The organism is Leptolyngbya sp. GGD, assembly GCF_026735145.1.
In the GTDB taxonomy this organism is placed as follows: Bacteria; Cyanobacteriota; Cyanobacteriia; order Leptolyngbyales; family Leptolyngbyaceae; genus Leptolyngbya; species Leptolyngbya boryana.
The window spans coordinates 451053-473053 of record NZ_JAPQKE010000002.1 but is presented as its reverse complement, the minus strand read 5'-3'; the positions used below and the strand labels follow the sequence as shown (position 1 = coordinate 473053).

General features: G+C 46.3%; 25 protein-coding genes. 17 read left to right on the top strand and 8 right to left on the bottom strand.

Annotated elements, in window-relative coordinates:
- The first annotated feature begins 59 nt into the window (after nt 1-59).
- From OU814_RS11215 to OU814_RS11205, 3 genes are read left to right on the top strand one after another with little or no spacing between them, the layout of a single operon-like run.
- Nucleotides 60-317, top strand: a complete 258-nt coding sequence (locus tag OU814_RS11215) for a ribbon-helix-helix domain-containing protein (RefSeq protein ID WP_268182801.1) — start codon at nt 60-62, stop codon at nt 315-317.
- Entirely contained in the window at nt 314-622 is a 309-nt protein-coding gene (locus tag OU814_RS11210; RefSeq protein ID WP_268182799.1) for a type II toxin-antitoxin system RelE/ParE family toxin, read from the top strand. The genes OU814_RS11215 and OU814_RS11210 overlap by 4 nt, the downstream gene beginning before the upstream one ends.
- 3 nt (nt 623-625) lie before the next feature.
- Nucleotides 626-1255: a TetR/AcrR family transcriptional regulator gene (locus tag OU814_RS11205; RefSeq protein ID WP_268182797.1), complete on the top strand. Its 630-nt coding sequence runs from the start codon at nt 626-628 to the stop codon at nt 1253-1255.
- Nucleotides 1256-1275: 20 nt separating this feature from the next.
- Here the strand turns inward: OU814_RS11205 and OU814_RS11200 are convergent, their stop codons facing one another.
- Genes OU814_RS11200 through OU814_RS11190 form a run of 3 tightly spaced genes read right to left on the bottom strand, consistent with a single transcriptional unit; the run spans nt 1276 to nt 3104 of the window.
- Nucleotides 1276-2001, bottom strand: coding sequence for a hypothetical protein (locus tag OU814_RS11200; RefSeq protein WP_017286043.1), 726 nt, complete (start codon nt 1999-2001; stop codon nt 1276-1278).
- 14 nt (nt 2002-2015) lie between these two features.
- Nucleotides 2016-2342 carry an MgPME-cyclase complex family protein gene (locus OU814_RS11195; protein WP_017286042.1) on the bottom strand — a complete coding sequence of 109 codons (327 nt, stop codon included), beginning with the start codon at nt 2340-2342 and terminating at the stop codon, nt 2016-2018.
- Between the two features lie 39 nt (nt 2343-2381).
- Nucleotides 2382-3104, bottom strand: a complete 723-nt coding sequence (locus tag OU814_RS11190; RefSeq protein WP_190653791.1) for a pyridoxine 5'-phosphate synthase — start codon at nt 3102-3104, stop codon at nt 2382-2384.
- 183 nt (nt 3105-3287) lie between these two features.
- On the opposite strand from OU814_RS11190, the gene OU814_RS11185 reads away from it, so the two are divergent.
- From OU814_RS11185 to OU814_RS11170, 4 genes are all read left to right on the top strand, one after another.
- Complete coding sequence (locus OU814_RS11185; RefSeq protein ID WP_268182791.1) at nt 3288-3944, top strand: cytochrome b N-terminal domain-containing protein; 657 nt, start codon at nt 3288-3290, stop codon at nt 3942-3944.
- A 326-nt stretch (nt 3945-4270) separates the two neighbouring features.
- The gene (locus OU814_RS11180) at nt 4271-4531 is read left to right on the top strand and encodes a helix-turn-helix domain-containing protein (RefSeq protein WP_017286039.1); all 261 of its coding nucleotides are present in this window, start codon (nt 4271-4273) and stop codon (nt 4529-4531) included.
- Nucleotides 4532-4749: 218 nt separating this feature from the next.
- Nucleotides 4750-6969, top strand: a complete 2220-nt coding sequence (glgP, locus tag OU814_RS11175; protein WP_268182788.1) for an alpha-glucan family phosphorylase — start codon at nt 4750-4752, stop codon at nt 6967-6969.
- A gap of 220 nt (nt 6970-7189) precedes the next feature.
- Nucleotides 7190-8260 (top strand): fatty acid desaturase, encoded by a 1071-nt coding sequence (locus tag OU814_RS11170; RefSeq protein WP_017286037.1) that lies wholly within the window; start codon nt 7190-7192, stop codon nt 8258-8260.
- A 121-nt stretch (nt 8261-8381) separates the two neighbouring features.
- On the opposite strand, the gene OU814_RS11165 is transcribed toward OU814_RS11170, so the two are convergent.
- On the bottom strand, nt 8382-8660 hold the full coding sequence (locus OU814_RS11165; RefSeq protein ID WP_017286036.1) for a hypothetical protein: 279 nt from the start codon (nt 8658-8660) through the stop codon (nt 8382-8384).
- Nucleotides 8661-8714: 54 nt separating this feature from the next.
- Here OU814_RS11165 and OU814_RS11160 point away from each other — a divergent pair, with 54 nt between their 5' ends.
- From OU814_RS11160 to OU814_RS11150, 3 genes are all read left to right on the top strand, one after another.
- Nucleotides 8715-9584, top strand: coding sequence for a tRNA (5-methylaminomethyl-2-thiouridine)(34)-methyltransferase MnmD (locus OU814_RS11160; RefSeq protein ID WP_268182783.1), 870 nt, complete (start codon nt 8715-8717; stop codon nt 9582-9584).
- Between the two features lie 123 nt (nt 9585-9707).
- Nucleotides 9708-10460 (top strand): hypothetical protein, encoded by a 753-nt coding sequence (locus tag OU814_RS11155; RefSeq protein ID WP_268182780.1) that lies wholly within the window; start codon nt 9708-9710, stop codon nt 10458-10460.
- A gap of 30 nt (nt 10461-10490) precedes the next feature.
- A complete protein-coding gene (locus OU814_RS11150; RefSeq protein ID WP_268182777.1) occupies nt 10491-11108 on the top strand; it encodes a restriction endonuclease subunit R in 618 nt (205 codons plus the stop codon).
- On the opposite strand, the gene OU814_RS11145 is transcribed toward OU814_RS11150, so the two are convergent.
- Both OU814_RS11145 and OU814_RS11140 read right to left on the bottom strand, forming a co-directional pair.
- The gene (locus OU814_RS11145) at nt 11105-12508 is read right to left on the bottom strand and encodes a RecQ family ATP-dependent DNA helicase (protein WP_239741266.1); all 1404 of its coding nucleotides are present in this window, start codon (nt 12506-12508) and stop codon (nt 11105-11107) included. The genes OU814_RS11150 and OU814_RS11145 overlap by 4 nt on opposite strands.
- Nucleotides 12509-12571: 63 nt before the next feature.
- On the bottom strand, nt 12572-12973 hold the full coding sequence (locus tag OU814_RS11140) for a hypothetical protein (protein WP_017286031.1): 402 nt from the start codon (nt 12971-12973) through the stop codon (nt 12572-12574).
- A gap of 232 nt (nt 12974-13205) precedes the next feature.
- Between OU814_RS11140 and OU814_RS11135 the strand changes: the two genes are divergently transcribed.
- From OU814_RS11135 to OU814_RS11120, 4 genes are all read left to right on the top strand, one after another.
- Entirely contained in the window at nt 13206-13544 is a 339-nt protein-coding gene (locus OU814_RS11135) for a hypothetical protein (RefSeq protein WP_017286030.1), read from the top strand.
- A 118-nt stretch (nt 13545-13662) separates the two neighbouring features.
- Nucleotides 13663-14634, top strand: a complete 972-nt coding sequence (locus tag OU814_RS11130; RefSeq protein WP_017286029.1) for an ABC transporter ATP-binding protein — start codon at nt 13663-13665, stop codon at nt 14632-14634.
- Nucleotides 14635-14636: 2 nt separating this feature from the next.
- Entirely contained in the window at nt 14637-16295 is a 1659-nt protein-coding gene (locus OU814_RS11125; RefSeq protein ID WP_268182771.1) for a hypothetical protein, read from the top strand.
- 91 nt (nt 16296-16386) lie between these two features.
- Nucleotides 16387-17577: a M28 family metallopeptidase gene (locus OU814_RS11120; RefSeq protein WP_268182768.1), complete on the top strand. Its 1191-nt coding sequence runs from the start codon at nt 16387-16389 to the stop codon at nt 17575-17577.
- A 59-nt stretch (nt 17578-17636) separates the two neighbouring features.
- On the opposite strand, the gene OU814_RS11115 is transcribed toward OU814_RS11120, so the two are convergent.
- Nucleotides 17637-18125 (bottom strand): crossover junction endodeoxyribonuclease RuvC, encoded by a 489-nt coding sequence (locus OU814_RS11115; protein ID WP_017286026.1) that lies wholly within the window; start codon nt 18123-18125, stop codon nt 17637-17639.
- A 50-nt stretch (nt 18126-18175) separates the two neighbouring features.
- On the opposite strand from OU814_RS11115, the gene OU814_RS11110 reads away from it, so the two are divergent.
- Complete coding sequence (locus OU814_RS11110; RefSeq protein WP_017286025.1) at nt 18176-18832, top strand: endonuclease III domain-containing protein; 657 nt, start codon at nt 18176-18178, stop codon at nt 18830-18832.
- Nucleotides 18833-18887: 55 nt separating this feature from the next.
- On the top strand, nt 18888-19562 hold the full coding sequence (locus OU814_RS11105) for a M15 family metallopeptidase (protein ID WP_268182764.1): 675 nt from the start codon (nt 18888-18890) through the stop codon (nt 19560-19562).
- Here the strand turns inward: OU814_RS11105 and mnmA are convergent.
- Nucleotides 19530-20741 carry a tRNA 2-thiouridine(34) synthase MnmA gene (mnmA, locus tag OU814_RS11100; protein ID WP_326498298.1) on the bottom strand — a complete coding sequence of 404 codons (1212 nt, stop codon included), beginning with the start codon at nt 20739-20741 and terminating at the stop codon, nt 19530-19532. The genes OU814_RS11105 and mnmA overlap by 33 nt on opposite strands.
- Between mnmA and rnc the strand changes: the two genes are divergently transcribed.
- Nucleotides 20731-21942, top strand: coding sequence for a ribonuclease III (gene rnc / locus OU814_RS11095; RefSeq protein WP_268182761.1), 1212 nt, complete (start codon nt 20731-20733; stop codon nt 21940-21942). The two genes, mnmA and rnc, sit on opposite strands and share 11 nt — an antisense overlap.
- The last annotated feature ends 59 nt before the right edge of the window (nt 21943-22001 follow it).

The window sequence follows — 22001 nt, the reverse complement described above, 5'->3', positions numbered from 1 at the left end:
GAAAAGTCAACTAATGATCGCTGTATCATGATGAGAAAGTGTAAGTCGAGATGATGGCCATGGCATTGAACTCTGAACAGCAAGAATTTATTCAAGCGAGAGTTGAATCTGGACAGTATAAGAATGCCGATGAGGTAGTTGATGCTGCATTTAAGCTGTTAGAGAAGAGAGAACAGTATGATCGATGGCTTAAAGATGCACGTGAAGATGTCCAAGTTGGACTCGCAGAACTGCACAGAGGCGAAGGCATTGATGGCGAAGTTGTGATCGCGCAACTGAGAGACAAAATCGCTAAAGCTCGTGGTACAAGAGAATGACTCGCCGCTATCAGATTGCTCCTGCTGCGAGTCGAGACCTTAACCGCATTTTGGATTATTTCCTTGAACGTAGCATTGACGCTAGTGAGAAATTCGTAGACGAATTTGAGCGAAAATGTCGCAATATTGTTAGCTTTCCAAATATCGGGAAAAGCTATGGATATCTCGCGCCCAATTTACGAGGCGTTTTACTGAACGATTACATCGTTCTCTACATCGTTACGGATGAATTAGTTGAAGTGGTTAGCATTCTGCATGGTCGCCAAGATTTAGAAGCACAATTTCCTGAATCATGGCAGGAGTGATGGATGGCACAATCTCAAAAACGGCAATTTCGAGATGCAGAAATCACTCAAAAGCAAATTCTAGATGCAGCAGAAATTGAGTTTTCTCGGCATGGATTGAAAGGAGCAAGAATTAGCGCAATCGCAAAACAAGCCAAGATTACGACCGCGATGATTCATTACTATTTTGAAAATAAAGAAGGACTTTATCGCGCCGTTCTACAGCGCCCCATGGAAGAAAATCAGCAGTTTGTAGAACAGTTAGAACTCGATCATTTATCGCCTGAAGATGCGATTACTTTTATTATTCGAGTCGCGATCGCAAACGAATTTCGCAATCCTTATCGACAAATGCTGTGGTTTCAAGAAGCAAGCCAAAATCAAGGACTTTATTTCAAGCAAGGAAACTGGTCAGGCATATTTGAACGCGTGATCAAAGTTCTAGAACGAGGCATCGAATCCGGTGATTTTCGCCCTGTTGATGATCCAATGTTGATGTTGACTCACATTCTAGGCGTTTGCATTTTCTACTTCACAGTGCAAGAAAATTGGCAGCATTTAACGCCAGATGTCGATCGCTTAAGTCCTGAGAAGGTTGAAAAGCACACAGAAGACGCGATCGCGTTTGTTTTAGCCGCGATCAAAAAGCCGTAAGCAAATACGGCTTGATCTACTTATCGTCCCCCGATCGCAGAATCTGTCTGTACGACTGGAGTCAGCAAGGTTAAGCGGCGACCGCTCACGAGCATGGCGGCAAATCCGCGATCGTTGAGAATTTGCATAATGCGATCAGCACTACCGCGATCGCGCGTGTGGACAGCTAGCAGAAATGGACGCTGCTCAAACGAAACGAGACCAATATTGCGATTCAAAACTTGCTGCATTTGAGCAGCAACTTCAGGGCGATTATAGTGATTTACAATCACCGCAAATCCGTCTTCCAAAGCCCGAGGATTGTAACCCGATGGATTGGGATTAATCGGCTCAGGAGAAAGCGTTGCAGTCCGTACAGGCTCTCTAGAGAGATCGATCGCTTGGACTGGAACTTCTGGCTGACTGGCAACTTGCCCACCTGCAGGTAGCGCTACAAACGTCCGAAGTTTCACCGTCTCGTTGAGGTAACCTGCCCAAGAATTCGCTGTATCCGTATCTCGGTAGCCCCCGATGCGCGTCACTGTTTCGCCAAAGTAATTACAAACTGAGACTTCTGCATCCCGAGAAATTACACTTCGGAGGCGCGCTTGGGCTTCAGGAGTGCGCGTCACAACCAGAAGAAGAGGCTCATTTGATCGCGGCGCTTGGCAATTTGCAAGTTGGGCAGAAGCAGGCGGAATCACATTCAATACAAGTGTCATTCCGGCGATCGCTTTAAAGACAGTTTGAAAGGGCATCTGGGGCATAGAAATTTCCGGGTTTAAGGGACAGGTTCAAGAGATGCCAGGGGTTCGGGAATGGTTTCCGATTGCTGGAACTCTCCAGTGATGACATATTCTAGTCGCAGCTTGAGCCATGTAATAAATTGTTTCTTGGTCGAGACGATCGCGACTGCCGGACGAGGACATTTTGCTTTGTTTTCTGCCATTTCTGGTGCTTCAAGAAACGCGGGTTCTTTGATCACCCAGAAATCAATTTCTCGGTTCTTTTCTGCATAGTCGCGATACCGTTCTTTGAGAACTTCTTCGATCGGTTCTTCTTGTAACAGGAATTTTTGGCTGGCTAAAACGTAATAGTAGGTTGTCATGATGGTCTGTTCTTAAGTTCAAAAGGGTCAGGACAGGCGTTAAAGTTGCCCACGAATTGCTTGTTTCATTTCTCTCACCGCTCGTTCAAATCCAACGAGAACAGCTCGACTAATGATCGTGTGTCCAATATTCAATTCTTCCATGCCAGGGAGTCGCGCGATCGGGTAAACGTTCCAATAGGTCAATCCATGCCCCGCATTAATCCGCAATCCGGCAGCGATCGCGATTTCACATCCCTGAGCCAAAATCTCCAATTCCTTCGCCTGTCCCTCTTCTGAGTAAGACCCGGCATATTGTCCGGTATGCAATTCGATAAATTTCGCCCCAGTTTCAGCCGCAGCATCAATTTGGTCGTGTTCCGCATCGATAAATAAGCTGACTGGAATGCCAGCGCTTTGTAACGTCGTCACTACATCCGTCATCCGGTTCAGTTGCCCCGCGATATCGAGTCCGCCTTCAGTCGTCACTTCCTCACGTTTTTCGGGAACGAGGGTCACGTAGTCGGGCTTGATATCGAGCGCGATCGCCACCATTTCATCGGTAGCTGCCATTTCTAAATTCAAATGCGTTCGCACGGTTTGGCGGAGCAGACGGACATCGTGATCCTGAATGTGACGGCGATCTTCTCGCAAATGGACGGTAATGCCATCTGCACCTGCAAGTTCTGCTAAAACTGCCGCTGCGACGGGATCGGGTTCGACAGTACGGCGGGCTTGGCGAATAGTCGCGATATGGTCAATGTTGACACCGAGAGTAGGCAATGTTCTGTCCCAAAGCTTCAGGCAATGATTTTATCGCGTCCGACCGAGTTGCTGCGATGGAAAAATACTGAATTCTGGACAGTGGAGGGGAATTTTTATCAAATACATTAAGAATCATTTCCGATTCTGAGAGACTTCGTTACAATTTAGTTAACAGAACTATACATATTACGAATTTCCGTCATGCTTACTCCAGCCTTCATTCTGCGACGGTTATCCACGATTCTTGCAGTGTCGATCGTAACGTTAACGCTTCTCGCTGCGACCTCTGGAATTCTGATTGCGTTTTACTACCAACCTGCGGCGGGTGCAGCTTACGACTCGTTACAAGCCATTGATCAGACCATTCCTTTTGGTTGGCTCGTTCACACCCTGCACAATTTGTCTGGAAATCTTGTGATTGTAGTCGGTCTGATTCAGATTTTCGTCATGTTTTTGGGGGAGCGATTTCGTCGCAGTTGGCTGACAGCTTGGGTCAGTGGAATTCTTTTTACCTTAAGTGCGATCGGACTCAGTTGGACAGCTATGATTTTGAACTGGAATCAGATCGGATTCTGGCGGTTAAAAATCGAATTGGGAACCATCGAAGCGATCCCATTCATTGGTGCAACCTTACGTGAGATTTTGACAGGCGGAAGTGTCGGCAGCCTGACCGTGGCTCATATGTACACGCTGCACAGCTATGTCATTTCGTTAGCCGCGCTTGGATTGTCGATCGTCCATTTGACAGGCTTAGTCTTCCAAGAACGAGAAATGCAGAGCGAAATGCCCGCAGTCCAGCCTGTGCCCCAGGAAGTTGAAGCGATCGCTGAACCCAGTTCAGCACAAGTTTCGATTTAAATTAAACTTCGATTTCGCTTTCATCTTCAACAAAGGGCAGCTTTCTGAACTGCCCTTTACTTTTTTCTTCTTATCTTCATTCTCAATACAGGTCAAGATTTGAATTCAATAAAATTTAACGATTTTGAGGGCAAAATTTCGCACTTCGTCCCCAAATTTATCAAAATCCATTCGATGACCCGCCCCGTCTTTAATTCATAACAATTCTTCACAACAGTACAGAAACCTAACGTAGTATCAATCTCGTCATCAGAGACTATGTAATCAACGCATGTTGGTTACTACAACCATTTACGAACGCGATTGGCTTTGCCAAGATCTGCAACATGGGAAAAGCAGGAAAGGCACTAAGACAAGTACTCTCAACCTACGGGATTAGCCAAAACCGATTGGCGGTCACGATGGGGATCAATCGATCGACTGTTCATCAGTGGGTCAACGAGATCAGTGATCCCCTTGCCGAAGCTGTGACGCATGTGATTAAAGCCTTGCGAGAGCTTAACACCACCGCAGCCGAAGACTTTATTGATTTGTATCTAGAGCGTCAAGCGCCGCCATCTGCACCAGAGCCTGAAGACAATCTGTAATTCGTCGTTGCATCCCGATAAATAATGCTACAAAACGATAAGCCAGGTCTGATGTTCAACGGGGTACAATCCAAAACACACGATCGCCGTTTCACAGTGCGTAACTTCGCGCTGTCCAGGAACACATACGAAGCTTCTGGGAACCCAGATTAAGCTGCAAAAACGCCCCAGAACTTCGATTCCTATCGTTCTAAGAAAGCAAAGAGATCTTCAAATCTATGACTTATACTTCAACTGTCAATCCGGCTGACAGACTGAGTGCGCGTTTACCCCAAGCCTTGAAGCCTTTGGCGGAAATCGCATACAACTACTGGTGGTGCTGGACTCCAGATATGATTTCGCTGTTCCAGTCGATCAATCCCGACGAATGGGAGCGCTGCGGACATAACCCAATCGTGCTGCTCGAAACCGTGAGTTTCGATCGCTTGACCCAATTGACGGTTGAGCCAAACTACATGGCACGGCTGAAGAAATTGGCAGAGCAGTTCACGCAATACATGGCATCGAGTGATACTTGGTCAAGCCGCGTCGCTCCACAAATTACGGCTCAGAACCCGATCGCTTATTTCTGTGCAGAGTTCGGCTTACACGAATCGCTCCAAATCTATTCCGGTGGTCTGGGAATTCTCGCTGGGGATCACTTGAAATCTGCTTCAGATTTAGGGGTTCCGCTGGTTGCCGTCGGCTTACTTTACCGTCAAGGTTACTTCCGTCAAAAGCTCAATCAAAGTGGCTGGCAGGAAGATTACTACATCAACAATCCTTTCGAGCGGTTACCGCTGCAATTGCTGAAAGATGAGAACGACCAGCCTTTAGTGTTTGAAGTTCTCGTCCGGCATCGCCATGTGAAAGTACAAATTTGGAAAGCGCAAGTTGGACGAGTCAGCTTGTTCTTGATGGATACCGATCGAGAAGATAACGATCCCATCGATCGCTGGCTGACTGGGCACTTGTACGGTGGCAACCAAGAAACCCGGATCGCTCAAGAAGTTATTCTGGGCATTGGGGGCGTTCGGGCGTTAAAAACTGTGGGGATCGAGCCTGCGGTTTATCACTTGAATGAAGGTCACGCGGCGTTCTGTCTACTAGAAGTCTGTCGTCAGGAAATCCTGAAAACTGGAAAATCCTTCTACGACATTGAGAAAGGCGTGCGCGATCGCTGCGTTTTCACAACGCACACGCCCGTTCCAGCGGGGCACGATGTCTTCTCCGCCGACTTGATGGATTCTTTCTTCGCAAAATACTGGGGAGAATTAGGACTGTCTCGTGAACAATTCCTTGCCTTGGGCGCACGTCGCTTAGGCGATCCTTGGGAACCGTTTGGCATGACTGTTTTAGCCTTGCGGCTTTGTCGATCGGCAAACGGAGTCAGCGAATTGCATGGCGACGTTTCCCGCAAAATGTGGACAGTGCTTTACCCAGAAAAGAGCGAAGACAATGTTCCGATCGGATACATCACCAATGGCGTTCATGCTGGAACCTGGACTTCTGCAATGATGGCAGACTTGTACAACCAGTACTTGGGCGAAGATTGGACAACGAAAGTGCTTGATCCCCAAACTTGGGCAAAGATCGACAATGCGCCCGATGAAGAAATTTGGTGGAGACATCAAATCCTCAAAGAGCGTCTCGTCGCTCATACACGCCAGAAAGTGAGAAATTCACGGCAGAACCGAGGCGAAGATTGGAGCCAAGTCGAAGCAACGCAGCATTTACTTGATCCGAAGATTCTCACGATCGGATTTGCGCGGCGCTTCAGCCCTTACAAGCGGGGTGATTTGCTGCTCAGAAATGTAGAAAAAGCGCTACAAATCTTTAGCAACGATGAGAAACCCGTTCAGATCATTTTCTCGGGTAAAGCTCACCCGGCTGATGAAGAAGGCAAGCGAATCATTCAGCGAATCATGGAATGGTGTAAGACTCATCAGAATGTTCGCGATCGCGTTGCTTTCATCGAAGACTACGACATGCACACCGCTCGGAAATTAGTCCAGGGTGTCGATGTTTGGCTCAATAATCCACGTCGTCCGTTGGAAGCTTCGGGAACGAGTGGTCAAAAGGTCTGCTTCAATGGCGGTCTAAATTGCAGCGTGCTCGATGGTTGGTGGTGTGAAGGCTACTTGACCGATGCAAATGGCAAAGCATTGAACGGTTGGGCGATCGGAGAAGATGCTCACACGAGCGATCAAGTTCTCCAAGATAAGATCGATTCTGACTCACTCTATGATCTGTTGGAAAATCAAATCATTCCGCTCTACTACGAGCAGGATGAGAATGGGGTTCCACATGGTTGGGTGCAGATGATGAAAGCATCGATTAAGACGAATTGCCCTGCATTCAACACGCATCGGATGATTGCAGACTATGTCGCGCAGGTTTATGCGCCGGGCGTGAAGTCTGATGTGCCGTTGACTTTGGCGAAAGTACCTCAAACTTAAGTTCAAAGTTAAATTTGGCGATCGCTGAATTTTGACTCCACCTAGTTCCAAGTAATTGGGTGGAGTCTTATTCGTGGCAATTTGTTCAGGGATTGCTCACGTCAAATCTGTCTATACCGAGGAAGAAATCTCACTTAATTTGCGAAACATACCGTTACATATCCCCCGACAAGGCTGTAAAATAGCCGAGCTACCTACTATTGTTTCGTAAAAAGAAATCGTGCAAGTTTACCCCAGTCCATCTGATGCTTTCTCAATCAAGACTCCGGCTACGCGGTCTCAAGACCTTCCATTCACTCTAAAAGACGTAAGAGACGCGATTCCAGACCATTGTTTTGAACCTTCAACAGCGCGATCGCTGTCCTACTTTTTCCTCGACATTGGAATCATTGCAGGGCTGATTGCGATCGCAGCATATCTCGATTCTTGGTTATTCTTCCCCATCTTTTGGTTTGCTCAGGGCACAATGTTCTGGGCATTATTTGTAGTTGGACATGACTGTGGACATGGGTCATTTTCCAAGCACAAATGGTTGAATAATCTCATTGGACATTTGTCGCATTCTCCGATTCTTGTCCCATTTCATGGTTGGAGAATCAGCCATCGGACGCACCACTCGAATACAGGCAACATCGACACAGATGAAAGCTGGTATCCTGTGACCGAATCGAAGTATGCAGAAATGGGATTTCTAGAAAAGCTGATGCGGTTCTACTTGCCGTTGATTGCATATCCGCTGTACTTGTTTCGGCGCTCTCCTGGAAAACAAGGCTCTCACTTCATGCCGGATAGCCCCTTGTTTAAGCCTTCAGAACGCAATGACATCATTGTCAGTACAATTTGCTGGCTAGCAATGATTGGTTTTCTTGCAGCATTAACATTCCAGTTTGGCTTCTTGTTTTTGCTGAAGTACTATCTTGGTGGATATGTAGTGTTTGTGATGTGGTTAGATTTAGTTACCTTCTTACATCACACTGAAGATGATATTCCTTGGTATCGGGGTGATGATTGGTACTTCTTGAAAGGTGCTTTATCCACGATCGATAGAGACTATGGCATCTTTAACCCAATTCATCATGACATTGGCACGCATGTAGCTCATCACATCTTTTCAAACATGCCGCACTATAAGCTCCAAGAAGCAACAGAAGCAATTAAGCCTTTGCTAGGAAGTTACTACCGCAAGTCAAGTGAGCCGATTTGGAAAAGCTTCTTTAAGTCTTATCTAGCTTGTCATTTTGTAGCAGATAATGGCTCCAAGATCTATTATCAGTCTCCGCATGTTCGGTAATTAATCGTAAGTGCAATTTAAGATGAGCTGGATTTGTTTGTTTCAAATCCGGCTTTTTTATTGAATTCAGATTTTTGAGGGTCTAAAGCCACCTATACCCACGCTAAAATCCTATAAATTCTTAGGTAGAAGCATCCTCATCTTCAGCAGCTTCTAGAGCATTCTCGGATTCTAGAGTCTCAATCAAAAATCGTTTAGCTAAACGATCGTAGACTCCTGCTCCCACAAACTGCGGAAATTTATGCGATCGACTATAGACCCAGACCAAATTCCCTTTCTCAAAAATCCGCACATCCTGAAACCACTTGCAGTCTGGCATCAGCGACTTGGCAAAGTCCAGCGCATCAATCCAGCGATCGAAGTCTCGATCGACATTTCGAGTCACAACCTTAAACACCATTCAACCTCTCACTTAACAGATGCTAAAATCTAGTCTACAATTTCTGAAACTCTCATGGATGCCTGGATTCCGCAACTGACTCAAGATGGCTCATTTACCTTCTTCTCAGAAGAATTTGGCGAAGCATTTCATAGCTATCAAGGTGCAAAAACAGAAGCATTTCAGAAATTTTCAGATGCGATCGAGCTTCACAAAACAGCAGAGCAATCTACGGTTAAACTCTTAGATGTCTGCTATGGACTGGGCTATAACACAGCAGCAGCGATCGAAGTCATTCACAAAGTCAATCCAAACTGCATCATTGAAATCTACGCTTTAGAACGAGATGCAACCGTTCCCATTGGCGCAACGCATCCCCAGCTACTCGAATACTGGTCGCCTGAAGTACAAACAATTCTCAAACAATTAGCACATAACCATGAATGTATCCAAGATGATATCAAAGCAAAATTACTGATTGGAGATGCAAGACAAACGATTCAGCACCTCTCTGATTTTCAAGCAGACGCGATTTTTTTTGATCCATTTTCTCCCCGCAAATGTCCGCAATTGTGGACGATCGAGTTTTTCCAACTCGTTGCGCGCGCTTTAGCCCCAACGGGGAAGCTTTCAACCTATTCCAGATCGGCATCGGTACGCACTGCCTTAATCGCATCAGGCTTAAAAATTGGCACGATTCCGCTTGGTGAAGTGCATTTACCGCATGAATGGTCACAAGGCACGATCGCGGCTTGGACAGCCGAAACCTTGCATCCTCTATCGCAAATGGAGCAAGAGCATTTAAATACCCGCGCCGCTGTGCCCTATCGCGATCGCACTTTACAAGATTCAGCCGAAGCAATCTTAGAGCGACATGCAAAAGAACAGCAATCCAACCAGAGCGAATCAACCTCAAGCTGGCGGCGGCGATGGAACATTCGATAGATTCTCTTCACTTGTTAGCTGTGTAAAAATCCATCCGAAAAGTATCCGGCAATAGCTTACGCAACTTTGAAGTATGGAAAAATACAGACCAAAGTTAGACAGTTATTGAGTAGGTAACCTTCGATGTACAATCTAGCAGCTTTCACGAAGGAAGATATGAATCACTGTGCGATTAAACTTCGCAACATGGAAGAACGATCGCACAGTATGGAAGAAACCGCAAATCGTATCGTTCGATATCTGTATGAAAATCTAGTAGATCCGCAAACTGGCGAAAGTGCTTGCACTCTAGTTCGATTTTTCAAAACACATCCATACGGCGATTTAAGTCCCGACCTGCAAGAAGCCGCTCAAGCTATTTTGAAAGGTCGCTCTGTGATGCGGGCGACAAAGTGTTTGACTTTGCTTGCAACAGCAGGCGATGAACCGTACTGGAACGATCGTCAAGAATCGACTGGACATCAAGCCATTCCATTAATCGATGAAGATTTTGTCTACCGCGCACCGATGATTTTGCAATTGATTCAGCAGTTTGGACTAGAAGTAAGTGCGGTGATTGATACTGCACCCACTTTAATCACAAAAGCATCAAACAAAGCATTTAATGTGTTTTATGTTGCTGATGCAGTCGGGAGTCCTCATATTCCAGCTCAAATGCAGTTTGTACTTCCTTACAAAGTACAGTCAGTTCTAGGATTTGGAGGAATGTTACCTTCTGGAAACCTTTTTGCTGTCATTTTATTTAGTAAAGTCTCTATTCCTCTGAGTACTGCAAACCACTTCAAATGGATTTCTGCTTATGTTCGGATTGCGATCGAGAATTTCGATCGTACCAATGTGTTCGCACCCAACGCCCAACCCCTGCAAATGCGATAAAATCGGCATAATTGTTGATGCAGGAATCGTATGATCACACTGATCGCGAATGAAGTTAGTCTTGCACAGTTGCGCGATCGCTTCGGAGTTGTGCGGTCAACTGACCCTGATTTCTTCAGGGCAAAGTTAGCCTCTGTCCCAGAAATCACATCAGCAGAACAAACTGCGCTCGATCGCGTTCAGCAAAATTATCTCAGTCAACTCGAAGTACAGTCTCTGAACGAAGAAACCGTAAAAATGGTCGTGGTCTCACCACTCTTGGATCAAGCTGGATTTTATCGCTTCCCTTTCACGATCGATTCCGAAGTCAGCATCGAAATTCAAGAAACGGATGACAATGGCATGGCGCTCATTGGGCGGATCGATACGTTGATTGTTCGGAATCAGCTTTGGATTCTAGTCGTTGAGTCTAAGCGATCACGATTTTCAGTGCAAGCTGCGATTCCACAAGCATTATCTTATTTACTTGCTCGACCTCAACCAGAGCAACCCGGATATGCTTTGATGACAAATGGTGGTGAGTTTTTGTTTGTAAAATTGCTCCAGCAAGAAGCTCCAACCTACGGTTTTTCTGCAACCTATTCTCTGCTAAATCCTGGCAATGATCTTTACAAGGTTTTAGCAATCTTGAAACAGATTACCGCTTAATTTTGTTGACAGCGATCGCAGTGACCACAAGTAAAATTCAAAGCATCTTGCTCGAAGCCAAATGACCTTAAAATAAACTGCCATCGACAGTCCTTTGTCTTCAGATAGTTCTGCATCGACTGAGTAGAATTGAGGCTTGAAGCCTGTGCTAGCCTTCGCCTCGATTGAATTTGATAGTGAAATGGATCAGTCCAAACTAACTGCTGAGCACTGTAAAGCAGAGAAAGTGCGATCGCGGCTCCTTTGAACTCTCTCGACACCTGATCGACATTGCCCTGCTGCGGAAGCTTTTGAATTAACGTTTGAGCCTTCTGAATTTGATTTTGCTCTTGAGTTGCAAAGAATTGCCAACGTTGGCGATCCTCTGAATCAAGCCAGCTACTTTTGAGGAGAACTGCTGTCGCTTTTTTTCCATCTCTCCCTGCCCGCCCAATTTCTTGCACATACTCACTCATCAGAAACGGCGCATGATAATGCACCACCCAACGAGTTTCAGCTTTGTCAATGCCCATGCCAAATGCACAGGTACAAATGACGAACCTTAAGCGATCGCTGATCCAATCCTGTTCAATGCATCGGCGATCGATGGATTTCAATCCAGCATGATATGCCCCGGTTCGATGCCCTTGTTGTGTGAGCCATTCTGCAAGCTCCTCACTTTCGCTTCGCGATCGCACATAAACTAAACCCGATCCCATCTGCGAATTGATCACGGCTAGTAATTTCTGTCTGCGCTGTCGCGGAGTCGAAACCGATTGAATTTGCAGATTCAAATTCGCACGATATGGACTAAGCCGGAAGATTTGCGGCTTTTCAAGTTGTAAAATCCGTTCAATCGTTGCTTGAGCTAAGGAATTCGCAGTGGCAGTGAAAGCTGCGATCGCAATACGATCGCGATTGTGTGATAAGGCTGCTCGAACCGCCCCAAGCCGATAGTAAACGGGTCGAAATGTCTCACCCCACTGGGTTAAACAATGCGCTTCATCAACAATTAGCGTGTTAATTTTAACTTCGAGCAATCGTTGCCAAACAGATGCGCTGAGTAACGTTTCAGGAGAAAGATAAAGCAAACGGTAACGTGCGATCGTGCTCAAAATCCGCTTACGCTCTGCGGCTGGAAGTTCACTATGTATCAATGCGGCTGGAATTCGGCGCTGTTGCAAATCTTGAACTTGATTCTCCATTAAAGCGACGAGAGGAGATACCACGATCGTTAATCCAGATCGCATCACTGCTGGCAGTTGAAAACATAGAGATTTACCCCCGCCTGTCGGGAGAACAATCATCGCATCTTGATTATTCAAGATTGTTTGAACAATCTCACCTTGAGGCGGACGAAATTCAGAATAGCCCCAGAACTGTTTTAAGCGATCGTGTAAAAGCATAGATAACTGAGGCAAGAACTGAGAAGGCGACTCAGTTTACCCAGCTTCAGCTACACGATCGCTAAGACAAAAGTAGCATTAGTTACCGACCAACATATTCATCATTTCTGCATGTAGAAATGCAATATCGGGATCACGTTGAATCGCTTGGTCATACTTCTGCTCAAGGTTCGATCCCGTTACAGCGGGACGAAGAAGCTGTTTTGTCTGCGCTAACAATTCGCTTGCTTGCTCCATCGTGATCGGTTCTTTCGCATCCAACGCTTCATCAATCTGCACAATGAACTGCGAAATCGGTCGTAACCAAGCAAACCGCTGGTCTTCCAGCACTAAGCGAAAAAACTCAGTATTCGTGACTCGTCCATGTTCTTGCTCATAGCCCATCCGCTCTCCATCCAATAGGGCTTTATGCAGCCGTAAGAGCGCGAAACGGACTTGTCCCAAGCGTTGTAGCGTCGCATCAAACTCAGTCAAAGACATCCGGCAAACTCTGGTAAACACTGTCTTCATCTTGGCATATTCACGCGATCGTGGAGTAAGCCTCAGCCGCCGATTCGCACCCCAAAAACTCTATCAAAAGTTCATACAGGCAAGCGATTTATTAAGCTTCTGCTGGAATATCGAGAGTCTCAAGGTCACCGCATTTGCGATTTGGGAATCTTAAGGTCACCGCATTGACGATGCGGAAATATCTTTACTCAATCTCAAAACTATGCGCGCTTCCCAATCTCTCTCTCGCTTCGTGATTGCTCTAGGCTTGATGACCGCATCATTTGCACCGATGCACAAGGCAAACGCGGAAAATGCAACGGCTTATCCGGCTGAAACAGTCGCAGCTTTCACGAGCACTTGTACTGAACAAGGTAGCAGCAAAGGAATTCCGGCTGAAGTTATGCAACAAATTTGCGCTTGCAGCATCGACGCCCTTCAAGAACAGTATACCTTTGAGCAGTTTGCGAAAATTGATGCGGATTTAGGCGCTGGCAAACCTGCACCTGCGGAGATGGACATGATTGTTCAGGGTTGTGTTAAAGAATTTATTAGCAAATAGACAAATTCTTCTGATTTAAAATTAACGGGAGCATAATTATGCTCCCGTTTTTTGTAAAGAAATTCCGCATCTGAAAATTCTGAGGTTAAGCTATCGTTCAAATGACTTACGTTGACGTATGGCAAGTCCGCAACTCTCTGCGCCGATTCAGCGATCGCTGGCAATTTCTACACAATCTTTAACGAAACGATTCGATCGTCGTCCCGTCGTGAGTGATGTCCATCTCGACATTGCGAGCGGCGATGTCTACGGATTAATCGGACCGAACGGAGCCGGAAAGACCACCTTAATTCGGATGCTGGCGCTGATCGAAGAACCCACGATCGGCGAAATTCATTTCAACGGTCAGCGCTACGATCGCCATAACACTGCTGAGATTAAGCGCTATCTCGGTTATCTTCCCGACGACTTTCCGCTCTATGACGACCTGAATGTCTGGGATTATTTAGATTATTTTGCACGGCTATATCGACTGCGTGAACCGCGACGCTCCCGAAGACTCTACGAAGTGCTCGAACTCGTTCAACTGACTCACAAGCACAAGGCTCCGATCTCGACGCTCTCACGGGGAATGAAACAGCGCTTAGGATTGGCGCGTACCGTCCTGCATGAGCCGATGATTTTACTTCTGGATGAGCCAGTTTCAGGGCTTGATCCCATCGCTCGAATGCAGTTTCGAGAAATTATTAAAACCTTACAATCCGCAGGCATGACGATTCTGATTTCCTCACATGTGTTGAGCGATCTAGCAGAACTGTGTACGTCGATCGGCATGATGGAATTAGGTTATCTTGTGGAGAGTGCATCGCTTCAAGATTTATATGCTCGTCTGAGTCAGCAGCAAATTCTGCTCTCAACTTTAGGATCATTAGATGATCTCACACGAGAACTTAAACATTCACCCTTCATTCAATCTGTTGAACCTGTCTCAGAGACTCAACTCAAAGTCGCGTTTTCTGGAAATCAGGAGGATAGTGCTGACTTACTACGATCGCTGATTCAAGCCGGAATTCCGCTGACCGAGTTTCACTGCACACAGGAAGACCTCGAAACGATTTTTCTCAAACTTGGACATCAACAGGCATCATGACTATGCTGGATCAAATTGGTAATCTCAACCCCCAACTTTTACGAGAACTGAAAGGGCGGCTCACTTGGCGCAATATTCTAATCGTGGGCGCACTCTCGATCGTGGCTCAAGTGCTCGTCTTTCTCTGGTTTTATGGTCAACTTCCAACCCCAGAAGCCTATCAATATAATCCCTACTGTGGGCACATGGTCGGCGGTGAGTTTATTCAAGGTTGCACCGAGAATGTTTCTGCCAAGACTTTCGCGATTGATTGGATGCTGTGGTGGCAGCACTTTGCACAAGCGTTGCATACCTGTATTCCCTTTGTCTTAATGCTTTCAGGAACGTATTTTTTACTCAGCGATTTGCAAAATGAGGAACGTCAAGGCACGCTTGATTTTGTTCGATTAAGTCCACGATCGGCATCAAGCATTTTACTCGGTAAAATCTTGGGTGTTCCGATTTTGGTGTATTGTGCGATCGCATCTCTGCTGCCTTTACATATTTTTGTCACCTCAAGAGCGGGAAATCTCAGCTTTTTGCCCAGTTTCTACATGATGCTAGCAGCGGGCTCATATCTGATTTTTAGCTTTACTTTGCTCTTTGGCTTTTTTAGTAAATCGACTCTCAAGCGATCTGCTCAGGCGCTAGGTGTGACCGTCTTCTATGTGTTGATGGTTGGAGCTATTTTTGTTCCAGGATACATCATGTGGAATTCAGAAACGGTCTGGAAAACCTTACTAACAGCGCCAATTTTATATATCACTTCTCCTGATTCAAGTTGGTTTTGGTTTAGCTTACCAATTAGCAACAATACAGCGATCGCACATCTGTTTACGCTTTTGAATATTGCGATTCTCAATGGATGGGTGTGGCAAGGCTTAGCGCGATGTTTCCATCAACCTAGCACCACAATTTTGCACAAGCGTCAAAGCTATGGATTAGTCTTTTATCTGCAAAGCTTAGTGCTAGGTCTGAGCTTTCAAACGTATGTGAGTAAGGGCACTGATGCACCCCAAGCATTCGGAACCGTCTTGCTCCCAATTGTCCTGAATCTGCTGATTTTTCTACCTTTGGCTGCAATTCTCTCCCCCCAACGTCAGACGGTCATGGATTGGGCGCGATACCGTCACACTCAATCGCCGCGATCGTCACTTTTGAAAGATCTGTTGTTTCATGACCACAGCCCAGCCGGACTTGCAATGATGGTGAATTTAGCGATCGCTGGAATTCTTTGGCTTGGTATCTCTGTATTTGGGCAGGAGCGAATCTGGCATGGCACACAACTTAGCGCAATCTTGGTCTTGATGAGCCTCATAACGATTGCACTTTATGCTGCAATCATGCAATGGCTGGTCATTCAGAAAACGTCCAAACGGAATTTTATTGCGATCGCGTTGATTACCATCTTGCTCTTGATTCCGCCTGCATTCGCTGCGCTCCTCTCTTCTAGAGGATTAATTTCGATCCCGCTTAGAGACATTGTGCTCCTCACATCGCCTTTTCTTTGGAGTGTATCTCCCGAGGTTGTATCCCCCCTCGCAGTTTTGAGCGCGCTGCTAGGTCAACTCAGTTTCATTGCTGGAATTAATGCACTGATTGCTCGCCAAGTTCGTCAAATTGGTGCTTCTGAAATGAAAGATCGATTTGCTAGACTGCAACCCAGTGGTTCAGCGCAATAGCTCTGATGGGGAGATAGGGAGCAGCAATCTGAGTCTGATTTATTTCTCCCCATCCCCCCACTCTCCACTCCGCAAACTTCATAAGGTATCTATGCTTTTCAGGTCGCGACGCACCTTGCTCAATCTTGCGATCGCAATTTTCACGATCGTGCTTTCCCTCAGTTTGAGAAGTCCAAATTTTGCAACGGATTTACTCACTGCGGATGTACAAGCTTTAGTCAAAATGGGAGCGCGGGTCACAGGATCGCCTGCTGCTGAACGAGCTAGCGAATTTTTGGTCAATGAGTATCGCAAAGCAGGCTATCAAGTTGAAATCCAACCCTTCAGCTATCCGAAATTTGCAGATGTCGGCTCTGATTTGACCGTCAATGGAACTGCGATTCGAGTTTGGGCAATGGTGCGATCGCGATCGGGTCATCCTTCTGGAAAGCTCGTTATAGTTCCAAATTATGGAACATCTGAAGACTTTCAAACCGTGAATGTCAAAGGCGCGATCGCGCTGGTTCGACGGGGTGGAGGGCTGACATTTGCTCAGAAGATTGATCATGCGGCAGCAGCAGGCGCGATCGGGATTGTGATTGTGAATAACCAACCTGATAATGTTCGCGGCATGTTGATGCAACCTTCTCCAATTCCTGCTGCCGCGATTTCTGGAAAAGATGGTGCACCCTTACTCGCCCAACCGACTGAAGCACAAGCGACACTAAATGTGCAATCTCGCCCAAATGCAGTCGGACGGAATATCATTGCTCATTTGCCGAATGTGAGGCAGCCCAAGTTGATCATTGGTGGACATTTTGATTCAGTAGAAAACTCACCCGGAGCCAATGATAATGCCTCTGGAACTGCGGTGATTTTGGCATTAGCACGTCAGTTTGCTCAGTCTACTGAAGCGCAGCAAATTTGGTTTATCAACTTTGATGGCGAAGAAGATGGACTGAAAGGTTCAGAGGCGTTTGTCGAGCAACTAGACTCGGCGGTGCTCAAGAGCTTGAAAGGAATGATCAATTTTGACATGGTTGGCGTGAACGATCGCTTATTGATTGATGGTTCAGGAGCCTTAAGCGCGGTAGCGACGCAATCAACGCGCGAAGAAGTGAGATCGAGTCGATTTGGCAGAAGTGATCATGCTTCTTTTCAGGCAAAAGCAGTTCCAACCTTGTTCTTTTTCCGAGGCAAAGACCCAAACTACCATTCGCCGAGTGATAAAAGTGTCGATCCGCGCTTACTCAAAGAAACTCAGCAAGCTGCTAGTAAAATTATTTCGCAGTTGCTCAAATAATCGTTATCTAATTGCGACTTTGCTAAAGGCGTACCATCGAAACCTCGACCTTTGTGCAGCTATTTCACATTTGCCCGCGCACCCGATTGGGCAGCAAACGCGATCGCTAAGCCATCTGCTGCATCATCTGGCTTAGGAATTTCAGATAACCCAAAAATCATCATCACCGCTTGCTGCATCTCTGATTTCTGTGCGCCATATTTGGCAACGGAAGCCTTCACTTGCGATTGATGTAAAAAAATTGGCTCATTTAGCCCATATTCTCCCAAAGCAAGTTCAATCACTCCTAAGGCGCGCAGTACCTTGTTTGCAGAGGTTGTCTCACGCGTAAAAAACGGCATTTCCAAAGCAACTGCATCGGGTTTGATCAACTCACACAGTTCGCGAATATCATCGTGAATCTGCTTTAAGCGATCGTAAATGAGCGAAGTCGAGGCGGTCTTAATTACGCCGTAATCGATGACATGATCATCTTGAATTGCACCATATCCGATCGTTGCGATCGCAGGGTCGATTCCTAAAATAACTTTGCCTTGTAATGTGAGCATTATGGTTCGATGGACTATCGGCTTCCATAATACACCCGCACTATCAAAACATGTCGAAACAACCGTTTGAGATCGAGCAGGTCATAGCTCGAATTCGTGAGGCAGTGCAAGAATTTCCCAAAGCTGCCATGTTTGAACTCTACGAAGATGGCTATCAATCGTTGTTTGAGCAATTGATTAGCTGTTTGATTTCTGTTCGGACTTACGACGAGGTGAGTTTACCCGTTTCGCGGCGATTATTTGATCGAGCGCGCACCCCTGAAACGATCGCACAATTGTCGATCGCAGAAATCCAAACCTTAATTCAAGACTGTACCTACCCAGAGCAAAAAGCCCAGCAGATTCATACGATCGCCCAGCAAATTCTCACAGAGTACCAGGGGGAACTTCCAGCCGATTTAGACGTATTACTCAAGTTCAAAGGAATTGGGGTGAAATGCGCGCATCTGGCACTAGGAATTGCCTGTCATCAGCCTTATATCAGCGTCGATACACATGTGCATCGAATTACGAATCGCTGGGGATACGTGCAAACTAAAACGCCAGAAAAAACAACGATCGCACTCACGGCAAAGTTGCCAAAACAATACTGGATCGAGATCAATCAACTGCTGGTTCCATTTGGTAAACACATTTGTACTGGAAAACGCCCTCACTGTGCGACCTGCCCGGTGCTTGAATGGTGTGAACAAATCATTCAGCCGTAGGGAACTCTGAGTACGATCGCTGAATCCATATCAATTAGTTGGTTATGCCCTCGCCATGCAAGTTTCTCGAATTCAATTTCTATTTACGTTCGTTGTCGCTTTGACGATCGCGCTGTTCCTTCACAACCCAGTTGGAGCAGTTCAACTCAATCCAACAGTTCTCGTTGACATTCGATCGATTAATCCCCGGATTGCGCTCGACATTCGCTACGCAACAACAAATAATTTTGTCAAACAAAAGCTTTACCCTGAAGCGCGATGTATTTTACGCGCGGCAGCGGCACAACAGTTATCCCAAGTGCAAACCGCTTTAGAAGCACAAGGATTAGGGTTAAAAGTATACGATTGCTACCGCCCTTTAGCGATTCAAAGAGCACTTTGGGCGATCAAACCGGACGATCGTTTTGTGGCAAATCCAGCCTATGGATCGCGCCATAATCGGGGGATGGCAGTTGATCTTACGCTCGTCGATCGCGCTGGAAACGAATTACCAATGCCGACCGGATTTGATGATTTTAGCGATCGAGCGTCTCGCAGCTATAAAAATCTGCCCGCAAACGTGCTCAAAAATCGTCAAACGCTCGAAGACGCGATGGTGAAAGCGGGGTTTATCCCGCTCTCTACTGAATGGTGGCACTTTGACGCAAAAGGCTGGCAGAATTACGCGATTCGAGATATCCCGTTTAGCGCCATTCCTTCAACTGCGCTCAATAATTCCACCGCCAAGTAGCACTTCACCGTCGTACCAAACTGCCGCCTGACCGGGTGTAATACTAAATTGCGGTTCATCAAACACAATCCGCACGCGGTTTCCTTCTAAAGGAATCACCGTTGCAGGAGTCGCGGTTGAGCGATAGCGAATTTGTACTTCTGCTTTAATTGGGGCTGTTGGTTGAGCGATCGACACCCAATTAATCCGCGAGACATTACATTCAGGGTTTTGCGCCTGCGATCGTTCTCCGACAATCACACGATTCATCACCGCATCTAGCCCGATCACGTAAAGGGGTTCACTATGCGCGATTCCTAAGCCTTTGCGTTGCCCGATCGTATAGTGATGCACTCCTTCATGCTGACCGAGAACTTTGCCCGATTGATCGACAATTTCACCTTGACGGGGTGCAATGTACTTATCGAGAAATGCCTGCATTGAGCCATTCGCTTCGACGAGGCAAAGATCTTGGCTTTCTGGCTTATCGGCAGTATGCAATCCAAAGCCCGCCGCAATTTGGCGCGTTTCAGTTTTGTGCTTCTCACCCAAGGGGAACAGCACTTGAGACAGGACGGTTTGATCGAGATCGTAGAGAAAGTAGGATTGATCTTTGGATCGGTCGATCGCTCTTAGCAACTGATATCGCCCAGTCGTTTCATCGAAGCGAATTCGCGCATAGTGACCCGTCGCGATTTTCTCAATGCCTAAAGTCTCCCGCGCATACTTCAGCATCGGAGTAAATTTCACGGCTTTATTGCACTGCGAACAAGGCAAGGGCGTAATGCCTTCGCCATATCCTGCGACCAGATAATCTACGATGTTTTCTTGAAACACATCCCGACTATCGACAATGTGATGCGGGATGCCCAACTCCTCACAAAGTTTTGCAGCATCGACCATGCCTTCTGAGCAGCACTGACCTTTCCCTTTCATCAACCAAAGGGTCAGCCCCACCACGTCATAGCCTTGATCGTGCAACGTGGCAGCAGCAACAGAACTGTCCACCCCACCGGATAGACCCACCACAACTTTGTTCATCGGAGTGTCATCATCAAAAATCCCTTCTAGGCTAACATTTTGCTGTGGAATTCGACATTGGAGCAGCTTGAACTTGTTCAGCCACGATCGACTTGGGGAATCGTATTTGTAGCTAATTTTCAGGATACAAATCAGTTTGGAGATTCTAATGGAATTCACGCACCATCAACGAGTCGGTCAAGTTTTAGAGTCTCTACGCCAAGGTCTATCCGAATATGTCAGCGAAAAAATGCTTCAGAAGTATGGCAATGAATGGGGCAAGAAATTTGAATCACTCATTCCAAAACATCAGAAAGAGAAATCCTCTCTCAGTGCAAGTGATGCAATTTGTGGAGATGTCTCCAGTTTGCTAAAAGTCATTCGTCAGGACTGGAACAATTCGTTTAAGGATGATCTGAGTAAATTTGATCAGATTGTGGTCAATGAGTTAATTGAGTTCAGGAATCACTGGGCACACCAATCAGAATTTTCACTCGATGAAACTTGCCGAGCCATAGACAGTGCGCTTCGCCTTCTGAAGTCCATATCAGCCCCGCAAATGGGAGATGTGACACGGCAAAGACAAGAAGTTTTTCGACTTCTGCCGCAACCCTCAGCAGGGAATGAACTCCTCACACCAATTTCGCAACGCGAAGAAGCTCAGGCGAGACAACGACTAGAAAAACTTTTGAAACGCATTCCATTTCAAAATGCCAGTCTATTAAATCAAGCTTTGACCCATACTTCCTACAAATTCGAGAATCCCAATACAGGCGAAGACAACGAGCAATTGGAATTTCTTGGAGATGCAATCTTATCCTTTCTGAGTGGCGATTATCTTTACCAACGCCATCCAGACTTGAAAGAAGGAAATTTGACGGTCTTGAGATCGAATCTGGTGGACACCTCGCGACTTGCAACATTTGCAACCGAATTTGACTTAGGAAAATGGATGCGCCTTGGCAAAGGTGAAGAGAGTAATGGAGGACGCACGAAATCTTCTCTTCTCAGCAACGTATTTGAATCAGTGATTGGCGCGTACTATCTGGACTCAGGTGTTGAGGCGGCGAGAACTTTAGTGCAGCCTTTGTTTGAGAAAGTTCTTGATGCCTTGCCTGCTGAGAATCAGGTTGCTCAGGGTAGAGATAATGCGAAAGGATGGCTGCAAAAGGTTGTACTTGATCCTAAATTTTCTGGCAATCCAAATCGCAAGCCTCCTGAATACAAAACGATTCGTTCAGGTGGAACGGACAACGCACCAGAGTACACATCTACTGTTTATGTTGCAGGCAGTGCGTATGGCAGCGGCAAGGGGACAAGTACAAAAAGAGCGGAGAAATGTGCTGCTGAAGACGCATTGAAAAAACTGAAGTTGATCTAATAGGGCAATGACTTCCGTCGATCATCAGGTCAGTAATTCTTCTCCTGAAGCAGATCCTG